The sequence below is a fragment of the Bordetella genomosp. 10 genome (genome assembly GCF_002261225.1).
GTDB lineage: Bacteria > Pseudomonadota > Gammaproteobacteria > Burkholderiales > Burkholderiaceae_B > Bordetella_C.
The window spans coordinates 825,524-838,089 of the sequence record NZ_NEVM01000001.1 but is presented as its reverse complement, the minus strand read 5'-3'; the positions used below and the strand labels follow the sequence as shown (position 1 = coordinate 838,089).

The window sequence follows — 12,566 nt, the reverse complement described above, 5'->3', positions numbered from 1 at the left end:
GGCTGGGCCGCCCTTACCGCCTGACGACGTGGATATTGCGCATCGGCAGCGCGAACGCCAGTTCCAGCCGCTCCAGGCCTTCCATGATGTCCAGGTTCACCTTCTGCTGCACGTCCATGTACAGGTTGTAGCTAGGGTCGGTGACGTAATAGACCACCTCGTAGGTCAGGTCCTGCGTGCCGAAGCCCTTGAAATGGGCGCGATCGAAGCGGGTGTCGCCCGCCGCCTCCACCGCCTGCCGGACCATGTCCGGCACCTGGCGCAACTGTTCGGGCCGGGCGTCGTAACTGATGCCGAAGGTGAAAAGGATGCGGCGCTCCTTCATGCGCTTGTAGTTGTGCAGCGTATTCTTCAGCAGCTCGGTATTGCCGCAGACGATCTGCTCGCCGCTGAGGCTGCGGATGCGGGTGGTCTTCAACCCGATATGCTCGATGCTGCCGGCGATGTCGTTGAAAACGACGAAGTCGCCCAGCTCGAACGGCTTGTCCAGGCCGATGGCGAGGGACGCGAAGAGGTCGCTGAGAATGCTCTGGACCGCCAGCGCCACCGCGACGCCGCCGACGCCCAGGCTGGCGACGAAGGCCGTGATGTTGACCCCCATGTTGGCCAGCACGGCCAGCAGCAGGATGGACCAGAGCAGGGCCCGCAGGGTCCAGGCGGTCATGGTCGTGATGACGGGATTGTGGACGACGTCGCCGGTCGCGGCCAGGCGCGAAGCGGTCCATATGCCGACGCCGCGGTTTATCCACAGGGCGATCTGGAAGCCGATGACCAGGAACCAGACGTGGTCCAGCCGGCTGTCCCAACGCTCGGTCAGGGGAAGGAATTTGGCGCCTATGATCAAGGCGGCGATGAACAGCGTGGTCTTGCTGGTGCCGCGCAGCACGTCGACGAGGATCTGCGCGTACCTCGACCGCGTTCGCCGCGCCAGCGCCTGCGCGCGGTCGACGACGAAGCGCAGCAGATAGGTGAGTATGAAAAATCCCAGCAGGGTCGCGGCGGCGGCATACAGCCAGTCCAGTGCGGGTATGCCCATGAATGCGCGAATATCCAGCCATTTCCTCATCGAGTCTCCTTTGAAGTTCCGGGCAAACGCCCGTCGGCGCGCGCGCGGCGCGGGATCAAGGGACTCGGCGTCCATGGCGCGGCGCCCCTCTCCAGGGGCGCCGCGCAGCAATTGTCATTCCGCCGCCGTTTCCGGGGCGCGCGGCCGCCGCTATGCCGCCAGGGCCTGTCCGGCCTGCCTCACGGCCGGCAGGCCATAGTGTTCGCGCAACGTCGTGCCCGTGTATTCCTCGCGGAACAGGCCGCGCTTGCGCAGCAGTGGTACGACTTCGGTGGCGAAGATTTCCAGTTGGCGGTAGATGATGGGCGGCATGACGTTGAATCCGTCGGACGCGCCGGACGTGAACCAGTCCTGGATGATGTCGGCAATCTCTTCCGGCGTGCCGGCGACGGCCAGGTGGCCGCGGGCCCCGGCCAGCCGGCTGAGCAGTTGACGCAGCGTGAGGCCCTCGCCCAGCGCCAGGTTGACGTAGCCGATGGAACGGCTCTTCGACGCCTGCACCTGGTCGGGATCGGGAAAATCGTCCCGCGTCAGCTTCCTGTCCAGCGGAATGCCGCGGAAGTCGTGCCCGCCGAAGCGGTCGGAGAGCCGGGCCAGTCCCACGTCCGGATGCGTGAGCGCGTCGAGTTCTTCCCACACCTGGCGCGCTTCGTACCCGGTCGAGCCGATGGCGGCGCTGATGCCGGGAAGAATGACGATGTCTTCCGGGCGCCGCCCATGGCCGGCGGCGCGCCCCTTGACGTCGCTGTAGAACGCCTGCGCCGAGGCCTTGGTCAGGTGCGCGGTGAAGATCGCCTCCGCCCATTTCGCGGCGAAGTTGCGGCCATCGTCGGACTGGCCCGCCTGGACGTACAGGGGCCGTCCCTGCGGACCGGCGGGCACATTGAGCGGACCGCGGGTCCTGATGTGCTCGCCGTTGTAGCCGACGGGCCGGACACGGGCCGTATCGAGATAATGGCCGCCCGCGCGGTCGTCCAGCACCGCGTCGGCGGGATAGCTGCGCCAGAGCGCGTCGACCGCCTCGATGAACTCCTCCGCGATGCGGTAGCGGTCGCCATGGCCCACGTTTTCCTCGCGTCCGTAGTTGGCGCCCGCGCGCGGCGCCCAGGACGTGACGATGTTCCAGCCGGCCCGGCCGCCGGACAGATGGTCCAGGGAAGCGAACTGGCGGGCCAGCGTATAGGGATGGCTGTAGGTCGTCGACGCGGTGCCGATGAGCCCGATGCGGCTGGTCCGCCCCGCCAGCGCCGTCAACAGCGTAAGCGGCTCCAGCGCGCCGGAGGCGATCAGCCCGCCGTTCTCGGCGGCCGCCAGGGAATCCGCCAGGAACACGGCATCGAATTTTGCCGCCTCGGCGATGCGCGCGGCCCCGGCGTAAAGCTCGATATCGGTCAAGGCGCGCCGGCTGGAGGCGGGATGGCGCCAGGCGGCTTCGTGGTGTCCACGAGCCATGAGGAACAGGTTCAGATGCAGTTGTCGAGCCATGGCGGGTCCTTTCCCTTCTAGACTGGATTCTTCTCTACCCCGAGGCCGCGCAGCAGCCTTGCCCTGAGGGCGACGAACGCCGCATCGCCGGCCTGCCGCGGATGGGAGAGGCCGACGTGGTGATCCTCCTCGATGCGGCCGTTGCGCAGCACCAGGATGCGGTCCGACAGCGCCAGCGCCTCGTCCACGTCGTGGGTCACCAGGATCACCGTGGGACGCTGCCGTTCGACCAGGCGAAACAACAGGGCGTGCATGCGTAGCCGCGTCAATGCGTCGAGCGCCCCGAATGGCTCGTCGGCCAGCAGAACGTCCGGCTCGCGCAGCAGGGACCGGGCAAGCGCGGCGCGCTGCTTCTGCCCGCCCGACAAGGTCGACGGCCACGCCGTGGCCTTGCCGGCCAGGCCGACGGCGTCCAGCATCTCCAGGGCGGCCCGGTCGGCATCCGCGCGCCGCAGGCCCAGCTTGAGGTTGTCGATGACCGACAGCCAGGGCAACAGCCTGGAATCCTGGAACAGCACGGACACGTTGCCCCGCACGCGCACGCTTCCGGAGGTCTGCGCATCGTCGTCCAGGCCCGCCAGCGTGCGCAGCAAGGTCGTCTTGCCGGAGCCGGATTCCCCCAGCAAGGCGACGAACTGGCCGGACGGCACGCTGAGCGACACCCGGTCCAGGACGGTCCCGCCGCCGAAGCCGCGCGACAGGCCGCGCAGTTGCACGGCCGCGTCCGTCGAAGGGCGGGCGCTCATGATCCGAGCGAACGCTTGTAGGAAAGCGCGCGGGCTTCCAGCAGCCGGACCGCCGCATCGGAAACCAGGCCCAGCACGGCGTAGATCATGATGCCGACCACGATGATGTCGGTCTGCCCCCAATCGCGCGCGCGGTTCATCAGGTAGCCGATTCCCGTCTGGGTGTTGACGAGCTCCAATACCACCAGCGCCGTCCAGCACAGCGCGACCGCCAGCCGCAAGCCGGTGAAGAAACCGGGCAAGGCGCCCGGCAGCGCCACCTTCCTGATGAATTCGCCACGGGTCAGGCCCAGCGTCTGCGCCAGTTCGACGTGTCCGATATCCATGCCCTTCAACGCCGCGTGCGTGTTGATGTAGATCGGCACCAGCACCGAGGTGAAGATAAGAAACACCTTCATGGCCTCGCCGATGCCCAGCCAGATGATCGCCAGGGGAATCAGGGCCAGCGTGGGAATGGCCCGCTTGATCTGGACCAGGCCGTCTATCAATGCCTCGCCGGCGCGGGTCAGGCCCGCCGCCAGCGCCAGGACCACGCCCACGACGATGCCCAGCAACAGGCCGGTGTAGGCGCGCGTCGCGGAAGCCAGCAGATGGGGCAGCAGTTCGCCGTCGGAGAACATCTGGACTGCCGTGGCCAATGCCTGGGACGGCGCGCTGAGCGTCGCGGGAGAGAGCCATCCCAGGCGCGACGCGCCCTCCCACGCGGCCAGCGCGATGAGCGGGCCGAGCAGGCGCATGCCCGCAGGCAGGCGCCGCGGGACGAAACGCGTGACGGGCGTCTCCCGCGGCGCGGCGTCATCGGCGGCGGCGTGCTCCGGGTAGGCGGCTGCCCGCGAAACGGGCGGGGACATCGAGGGTGGCGACATCGGCTTTCCTGGGATGACCGGCTCAACGCTGCGCGACGATGATCGCGTCGTAGGCGTCGGTGAATGACTGCGCCGCGTCCAGGCGCTGCTTGATCGATCCGGCCGCATACAGGATGTCGATCAGCTTCTGATGATCGGCCACGGCTTCGCGGGACGTCTGGAAAACCAGGGGCGACTGGGACGCGAGAATGGCCGCGGTGCTTTGCGGCGTAAGCCGCTGGAAGTCCGTGTAGTAGGCCTTGCCCCACTGCTGCTGGTGTTCGTTGCTCCACTTCCCGGCCCGGATGAAGGCGCCGAGGAATTCACCGATCGCGGCGGATTGCGCGGGATTGGCCAGCACCTCCGGCCGCGCGTAGAAATAGCTGACGCCCGGCAGGAGCTGGCGCTCGACCGGGTCCCGCACCGGCGTCGCGCCCACCTGCGCGGCCAGCCGGGTGACATAGGGCTCGTTCAGCACGGCGACGTCGATGGCCCCCGAACGGATCGCATCCGGCAGGTCGGCGATCCGCAGCGCGACGGGCTGGATATCCTTCAGGGTCAGGCCCGCGCGGTCCAGCGCCTCGATCAGGAACACCTGGCGCCCGGAGCCCTCGATATAGCTGATGCGCTTGCCCTTGAGTTCCGCCAGCTTGTCGATCGTCAGCCCCGGCCGGCTGACCAGCCGGTACGTCGACAGTTGGCGCGAGATGGTGGCGATGATGGGCAGCAAGGTGCCGGCCGCCCGCGCCTGGATGGGCGGCGTGTCGCCGACATAGGCGATGTCGAGCGCCCCGGCCCGTATGGCTTCGAAGATGGCGGGCCCGCCGGCGAAATTCGGCAGTTGTAGATCGAAGCCCAGCTTCTTTCTTTCCCCGCTCGCTTCCAGCAGGACCCGCACCAGCTCGCCCTGGTCGGCCGCGACCAGCCTGGTCTTGGGATCCACCGCCGGCTGGGCCCGAACACTCGCGTTCAAGCCGACTGAAAGTACCGCCGACGACGTCGCGGCAAGAAATGTGCGCCTGTCCATAACATCCGAATCGAGAATATCCGGACATCTTAAGAAGCCGCCGCGGCCGGCAAAAATACAAAATACGCATGAACTAATCCGGCGACGATCCGCAATGCGCCCCTGGCGTCCGGCCGCGCGGCACCACCGCTTGCCGCCGGCCGCGGCGCGTCATTCCGCCGCGGTTTCCAGCGCCTGGGTCAGCGACAGCGCCTGCCGCTCGAACAAGCCCCGGTAGACGCCGCCGGGCCGCTGGATCAGGTCGTCGTGCGTGCCTTCCTCGATGATGCGGCCCTTCTCCAGCACGATCAGCCGGTCGAGCGCGCGCACCGTCGACAGCCGATGCGCGATGACCAGCGTGGTGCGGCCCACCATCAGCCGTTCCATCGCCTGCTGGATCAGCATCTCGCTTTCGCTGTCCAGGCTGGAGGTGGCTTCGTCCAGGATCAGGATGGGCGCGTCGGCCAGGAAGGCGCGGGCGATGGCAACGCGCTGGCGCTCGCCGCCGGACAGCTTCACGCCGCGCTCGCCCACCAGCGTGTCATAGCCGCGCGGCAGCGCGGCGATGAAATCGTGGGCATTGGCCAAGCGCGCGGCCGCCTCGATGTCCGCCTGCGAGGCGCCGGGGCGCGCATAGGCGATGTTCTCCGCCAGGGTGCGGTGAAACAGCACCGGGTCCTGCATGACGATGGCGATCTGCGCGCGCAGCGACGACTGCGCCACCTGCGCGATGTCCTGTCCGTCGATGTCGATGCTGCCGGCGTTCACGTCGTGCATGCGCTGGATCAGCTTGATCAGCGTGGTCTTGCCGGAACCGGAATGCCCCACCAGGCCGATGCGTTCGCCCGGCGCGATGTGCAGGGAGAAGTCGCGGTACAGCGGCGTCAGGTGGCCGCCGTACTGGAAGGTCACGCGATTGAAGCGGATGTCGCCCTTGGTAATGACGATGGGCCGCGCGCCCGGCCGGTCGGCGATGCCCAGGGGCTGGCGCTCCAGGCTCACCAGTTCCTCCATGTCGTTGACCGAGCGCTGCAGGTTGCGCACGTGCATGCCGACCTCGCGCATGTAGCCGTGCAGGATGAAGTACATGGTCAATGCGAAGGTGATGTCGCCCGCGCTGGCCTGCTTGTCGGCCCACAGCAGCAGCGCGGCGCCGACGATGGCGGTGCGCATCAGGATCAGCAGCGCGCCTTGCAGGCCGCCGTTGATGGTGCCCCGTATCCAGCCCCGGTAGGTGCGGTCGCGCCATTTGTCCAGGATGCGCGCCAGGCGCTTCTCCTCGCGGGACTCGGCCCCGAAGGCCTTGACCACCGCGTTGCAGCTCACCGCGTCGGCCAATGCGCCGCCCAGCCGCGTATCCCAGGAATTGGCCAGACGCGCCGCCGGCGCGACGTAGAGCAGCGACAGGGAAACGATCACGACCAGGTAGACGACGGCGCCGCCGCCCACCACCAGTCCCATGACGGGCCAGTGCCAGCCCAGCAGCACGGCCGCGCCCACCAGCATGGTCAGCGAAGGCAGCAGCGCGACCAGCAGGGTGTCGTTCAGTAGGTCCAGCGCCCAGATGCCGCGGGTGATCTTGCGCACGGTCGAGCCGGCGAAGGTGTTGGCGTGCCAGTCGCTGGAAAAGCGCTGGACGCGGTGGAAGGCCTGCGCGCAGATGCGGTTCATCATGCGCACGGTCAGCGCCGAGATCGCGCCATAGGACAACTGCCGCAGCACGGTGCCGGCCAGGCCCACGACGACCAGCAGGGCGAAGGCGGACAGGGCCATTTTCCAGATGGCGGGATTCGAGGCCGGCCCCGCCGTCACCGCATCGACGAGGCGGCCGGCGAACAGCGGCGTGACCACGTCCGCGAGCGCGCCGCCCAGCACCAGGAAAACGATGAGGGCGATGCGGCGCGGCTGCTGGCGCCAGTGACGAAGGGTGTAACCGAGGACGTCCTTGAAGACGTGGCCTCGCATATCGATGCGCGTGCGCTTGGATTTACGTGGCATGGCGGAAAAAACGGGCTGTCGCGAAACGGACGAGTAATTTCCAGTGTATCCCGCCCTTTCCGCCCTCTCCGCCCCTCTCCGTGCTAACCCGCCGAGTCCGCGCCCGCCGCCGCGTCAGCGCGCGCCTTCATGGGCAGCCCGCGGACGAAGCGCTTGCGGATGGCGGCGTTGGCGGGGTCCGACCACATCCGCGCCACGGCCGCGGCCAGCGCGGCCGAGCCCAGCAGATACGCCAGCAGCATGAGCAGGCGCCCATCCCCCGCTACATGGCTGGCGGGCAGCATGCCGCGGGCGATGCCCAGGACGATCAGGTGAAAGAGATAGAGTTCGTAGCTGCGGCGGCCGCACGCCGCCAGCGCGCGAGTTATCCACAGCGGCCGGGCAATCGCGTGGCCGCTGGTGTACTCACGCGCCTCCTCGCGCGCCTCATCGTGCGATCCTGCCGCGCGCCGCGTGGCCGGGTCGGCATGGCGACGCGGTTCCGCCGCCCCCGATCCCGCCAGGAACAGCACGGTGCCCAGGGCCATCGCCGTCGTGCCCAGCACGTTGCTCACGCCGATGGGCCAGGCCAGGTACAAGGCGGACATCGCCGCCAGGATCGCGGCGCGCGCGACGCGCGTTCCCAACAGGCCGGCATGGCCGCGCCGCGCCAGCACCGCGCCGCAGCAGCCGATGGCGATGGCGTCGAAGCAGGCCAGGTAGCCGTAGAGATAGGCCTCCGCCTCTCCCTGGTTGGCCAGGCGATACCACGGCGCGGCGCAAATGACCCCGATCGCCAGCCCGGGCAGCAGCCAGCGCCGCGCGCCCGCCAGTCCCACGCACAACACGGGAAACAACAAATAGAACACCGCCTCGACGGAGAGCGACCACAACACGCCCAAGGGATAGTTGATCCATCCCACGTGCGTGACGAGGACATTCATCCAGAACGTCAGCGCCGCGGCATTGACGGTCCAGAGCGACACCGGCGCGCCCGCCCGGTTGTCGAAGAGGGGCAGCCCGGCCAACGCCAGCGCATCGACCGCCGCCACGACCAGCGCCAGGCAGGGCAGGATGCGCGCCGCCCGCAGCGCGTAGAAATCCGCCACGTCGATGCGCGCCAGGTCGCCCCAGCGCGCCAGGGCATTGCGCGTGATCAGGAATCCCGACACGGCGAAGAAGATCGTCACGCCATAGTTGCCGTTGCGCGCGATCGCATGCAGCAGCGGCCAGCCCAGCCACGCGGCAAGCGTCGTGTCCCGCAGGGAATACGCGATATTGAAGTGATGCAGCAACACCAGCAGGATGGCGACGCCGCGCAGCGTATCGATGCCCAGGTCGCGCGCGGGCGGCCCCGGCGGCGGCGGGCTCGGGCTCATTTTCCTCGCCCATCCGCCGCCGCGACCAGGCCCGGCAGCGCTTCGGCCAGGCTGCCGCGCGCGCGCATGCCGGCGCTGGGCGTCATCGCCTTCTCGTCCTGGATCAGGCGCGCGAAAACGACTTTCCGGCCGTCCTTCTCCATCCAGCCCACGAACCAGCCGTAGGCGCGGCTGGGGTCGTAATGGCCGTCGCTGCCCGGCGACCCCGTGCCCGTCTTGCCGTACAGCCGCCAGCCGTCCGCGATCGGTCCCAGGTCGAGGATGCGGGCCGTCATGTCGTAGGCATGCGCGCTGACGGGCAGCCGGCGATTGACGATCTTGCGCATGAAATCGACCTGCTCGCGCGGCGACACCCGCAGGGAGGAGATGATCCACGCGCCCTGCAGGCCGTTGTGCTTGCCGGGCTCGCCGGACACGTCCTCGTTGCCGAAGTGGAACTTCGACGTGTATTCCTGGAACCGGGCCTGGCCCAGGCGCTCGGCGACCTGCTGCGAATACCAGACGATCGAGTATTTGATCCACCGCGCCGGCGTGGCGGGCTTGTGCCATTCCTCACCGCCCCAATCGGGATAACCGGGCTGGAAATTCCAGACCGGCGTGTTCTCATCCTTCAGGATGCCGGCGTCGAATCCCATCAGGCTGATGGCGATCTTGAACGTGGAGGCCGGCGTATAGCGATCGCCGCAGGCTCCCTGCTCCACCAGGACGCGGCCATCGGCGGCATCGGCGGCAAGGGTACAGATCGTGCGAGCCTGCACGGGGGCGGCGACGGCGACGAAAGCCGCGGACAGTGCCAGGAACGCGGCGGCGCGCCGCGTGAAGCATGATTTCATGATCGTGGGAAAAGGACAGGGGAAAAGGACAGAGGAAAAGAAGACACTTGGCGGCGAGCCGCCGCTATGCGGGTTGCCGGCGCGCGTTCAGCAGCACCAGCGTCAAATCATGGCCGTGGACCTGCACGCGCATCGCCAGGCAGCGGCCGGCCCGTTCGGACGTGGCGGTCTTGGACAAGCGGATATCCCAATCCGGCCGCCCGACCAGCACATTGGTATTGCGGTAGCGGATGACGCCGTCCTCCCCGCGCACGTCCTCGCCCAGCGCGACCGTGTCGCGCACGATGGCCGGATAGTTCGCCGCCGCGCGGACGATGCGTTCGATATCGGTGGCGGTGGACTGGTTGGCGGACGAAACGCCGGCGGGCTCCCGCAACGTGGTGTGCGCCAGCCCCAGCGCCGCCATCTTGCGCTGCGTGGCGAGTTCGAACGCCGGCAAGCCGCCGGGGTAGCTGCGCGCGAGCGCGTACGCCGCCCGGTTGTCCGAGGCCATCAGGGTCAGCTTGAGCAAGGTATCGCGCGTGGCGACCGTGCCGACCGGCAGGCGCGACATCCCGTCCTTTGTCGCGGCGGCGTCCTCCTCCGCGACGCGCACCGGCTGCGTCATGTCGAGGGAAGCGTCCATCACCACCATGGCCGTCATCAGCTTGGTCAGGGACGCGATGGGCACGACATCGTTTTCCGCGCGCGCCGCCAGCCTGTCGCCGGAGCGGCTGTCCACCACCAGCACATGGGCCGCGCCGCTGGCTTCGATCAGCGCCTGGATGGCCGGATAGTCCGCCAGCACGCCGCCATGCCCGCCATTTTCCGCCAGCGCCCGCGCAGCCCGCGCGGGTCCCAGGTCGGCGGCCGACCACAAGGTGGCGCCGGCCAGCGCCAGCATGGCGGCCAGCAGCGGCAGGGCCAAGCCGCGGCGAGGCGCCGGGCGCGGATGCGCCAGGCGGCGTATGCGATCCACCAATGGCCCGTCCTTCGCGCCCTGTGCGATGCGCACGCGCGCATCGCCGGCGCCGGGGTCCGCCGCGCGGCTCAATGCATCCAGCGCGCGGGCCAGCCGGCGCGGATCGCCGATCAGGCCGGCCGCGACCTCGTCCGCGATCCGTTCGCGCTCCACCCGGATCCGGCGCGAGAGCCACCATACCGAAGGATGGAAGAACAGCAGGACCTCGGCCCCATGCTGCAGCAGGTTCACCAGGAAATCGAGACGCCGCACGTGGGCGAGCTCGTGCGCCAGCAAGGCTTCCAACAGATCGGCGGGCATTCCCGTGACGATATGGGCCGGCACCAGGATCACCGGCTTGAGCCATCCCGCCGTCACGGGCGAGGACAAGCCGTGTGCGATGCGCAAGCCGACCGCGCGCGGCAGGCGCAGCGCGCGCGCCATCGCGTCGACCCGCGTCCGCCACGCCGCATCGGTCCAGGGCGCGCTGGCGTCCAGCGCGCGGCGCAGCCACGCAAGGCCCACGCCTATCCTGGCGCCGACCAGCGCGGCGCCCGCGAACCAGCCCGCCGCCAGCCACAAGGGCCAGAACGCGCCGGCCGGCGCCGCCTGCCCGCCACCCACGTAGGAAATCCGCCCGGACGCCAGCGACGCCAGCTCGGCGCGATATGCGCCCGCCACGTCGACGGCGAACACCACGCCGCAGGCCAGCAAGGCCAGGCACAGCACGGCATGGCGCGGCCGCGTATCGCCGGGACGCATCGGCAGCAGCAGGCCCGCGGCCACGGCATGGATGCACAGTCCCTTCCAGAGGAAGACCGGCAGGGTCTTGCCCAAGGCCCAGGCGAGGACGAGCAGCGACTGGCTCACGGCTTGTCCTCGCCCCGCAGCAAGGCCTCGATTTCGGCGCGGTCCTGCTTGCTCACGTGGCCCTCGCGCAAGGCCGCCAGGACGAGCGCCTTGCCGGAGCCGGCGAAGGCCTTGCGGATCAGGTCCTTCACCAGTCCGCCCTGCGTCGCTTTCTGGCTCTGCGCCGCGGCATAGACGTGGGAACGCTCGCGTTCGTCGCGCGCGAGCAGCCCCTTGCCGTGCATGATCTGCATCAGCCGCAACACGTTCGCATAGGTCAGCTCCGGCCGCGCCGGCGCCATGGCCGCGTGCACCTGCTTGACGGTCGAGGGTCCGATCTCCCAGATCGTCTGCAAGACGTCGAGTTCGGCGCTGGTGGGTTTGACCGGCGGGGGGCTGGATCGGGTGTTCATGCTTGGATGGACGGCGGGCGGGCGTTGAAGATCATGCGGAGTAGCTAGAATATTCGTTCTAGAAAATATTGTCTAGAACTATTCTTCTACTTCAGGACGCACTCACCCCGACTTTGCGCGGCCACGGCCATTGCGGCTGTTTGCGGCCGCTGTCGCCATCGGATGAACATACCCGGCACGAAAGGCCCGACCTCGGCCGCGCCCTTCAGTGCCCGGGGACTTAGAAATAGACGTCCACGTAGTCGGTCAGGCCGTCGCAGAATTCCATCTGCTGCAAGCGCCAGTATTTGCGCTTGCCGCTGATGCGGAAATCGAAATCGCCGGTGCGTTCACAGTTCCGTCCCTTGTCGGGCGCATCGACGATGAGGATGGTGCCGCGGAAACGGAAGCGGTCGGCCGAGATCGCGACCACGTCGCCCTTGATCTTCAGCGTGCCTTCGTAGTTGGACTGCGTGCCCTCGATGCTGACCACGTCGTTGACGTCGCGCGCCTTCAGATGGCCGCGGTCGGCGTGCCACAGCCACTGCACCGTGATGCCGCTGTTGTTCATCAGCCGCTCGTAGGCCGCCTGGTTCTGGATGACGGTCTTCTGCACCGGCGCCAGCGCCTGGCGCGGCGCATAGGGATTCATCGGGCCGGTCGTCACCGGCGCGGCGAAGGGATCCGCGGCATCGCCCTGCGGCGAGGAGGCGCCCGGCGAAGCGGCGCCGGCGTGGGCCGACGCGCCGGAAGCACCGCCGGCGCCCTGCGTCGGCGCGGGGGCAGGCGAAGCGGCAGGCGCTGCCGCCCCGGCATGAGCGGCCGCGCCGGAGGCATCCGCCGCGCCATCCTGCGGCGGCGCGGCGTGGGCGCCCGCGTGGGCGGACTGCGTCACGCCCTGGGCGGATGCCGGCGCGGCGACCGGCAAGGCCATCGCGACGGCGGCGGCGACGCCGGCGCGGCGCAGCCATTTCAAGGGGACAAGGGCAATGCTCGGGTCACGATCGAGGGCTTTATGCATTCTTCTTCAGGCTTCGAGTGGAGGAAG

At 68.8% G+C, this 12,566-nt stretch carries 11 protein-coding genes; all 11 read right to left on the bottom strand.

The annotated features are described in order from the left end of the window. Positions 1–13: 13 nt before the first annotated feature. The gene (locus CAL29_RS03635; protein ID WP_094851614.1) at positions 14–1,066 is read right to left on the bottom strand and encodes a mechanosensitive ion channel family protein; all 1,053 of its coding nucleotides are present in this window, start codon (positions 1,064–1,066) and stop codon (positions 14–16) included. A gap of 150 nt (positions 1,067–1,216) precedes the next feature. Further along, positions 1,217–2,551 (bottom strand): LLM class flavin-dependent oxidoreductase, encoded by a 1,335-nt coding sequence (locus tag CAL29_RS03630; RefSeq protein ID WP_094851613.1) that lies wholly within the window; start codon positions 2,549–2,551, stop codon positions 1,217–1,219. Positions 2,552–2,568: 17 nt separating this feature from the next. After that, entirely contained in the window at positions 2,569–3,297 is a 729-nt protein-coding gene (locus CAL29_RS03625; protein ID WP_094851612.1) for an ABC transporter ATP-binding protein, read from the bottom strand. Further along, positions 3,294–4,163 carry an ABC transporter permease gene (locus CAL29_RS03620; RefSeq protein WP_256977172.1) on the bottom strand — a complete coding sequence of 290 codons (870 nt, stop codon included), beginning with the start codon at positions 4,161–4,163 and terminating at the stop codon, positions 3,294–3,296. Before CAL29_RS03620 ends, CAL29_RS03625 begins: the two co-directional genes overlap by 4 nt. Positions 4,164–4,185: 22 nt before the next feature. Continuing rightward, complete coding sequence (locus CAL29_RS03615) at positions 4,186–5,115, bottom strand: ABC transporter substrate-binding protein (RefSeq protein ID WP_256977171.1); 930 nt, start codon at positions 5,113–5,115, stop codon at positions 4,186–4,188. Positions 5,116–5,319: 204 nt separating this feature from the next. Next, entirely contained in the window at positions 5,320–7,146 is a 1,827-nt protein-coding gene (locus tag CAL29_RS03610) for an ABC transporter ATP-binding protein (protein ID WP_094851609.1), read from the bottom strand. 83 nt (positions 7,147–7,229) lie between these two features. Further along, entirely contained in the window at positions 7,230–8,504 is a 1,275-nt protein-coding gene (locus CAL29_RS03605; RefSeq protein WP_094851608.1) for an acyltransferase family protein, read from the bottom strand. Continuing rightward, positions 8,501–9,337, bottom strand: a complete 837-nt coding sequence (blaOXA, locus tag CAL29_RS03600; protein ID WP_094851607.1) for a class D beta-lactamase — start codon at positions 9,335–9,337, stop codon at positions 8,501–8,503. Before blaOXA ends, CAL29_RS03605 begins: the two co-directional genes overlap by 4 nt. Before the next feature lie 64 nt (positions 9,338–9,401). Beyond that, complete coding sequence (locus CAL29_RS03595) at positions 9,402–11,147, bottom strand: M56 family metallopeptidase (RefSeq protein WP_094851606.1); 1,746 nt, start codon at positions 11,145–11,147, stop codon at positions 9,402–9,404. After that, positions 11,144–11,539, bottom strand: coding sequence for a BlaI/MecI/CopY family transcriptional regulator (locus tag CAL29_RS03590; protein WP_094851605.1), 396 nt, complete (start codon positions 11,537–11,539; stop codon positions 11,144–11,146). Before CAL29_RS03590 ends, CAL29_RS03595 begins: the two co-directional genes overlap by 4 nt. Positions 11,540–11,759: 220 nt before the next feature. Next, on the bottom strand, positions 11,760–12,539 hold the full coding sequence (locus tag CAL29_RS31955; protein WP_143277596.1) for a hypothetical protein: 780 nt from the start codon (positions 12,537–12,539) through the stop codon (positions 11,760–11,762). Positions 12,540–12,566 lie beyond the last annotated feature (27 nt).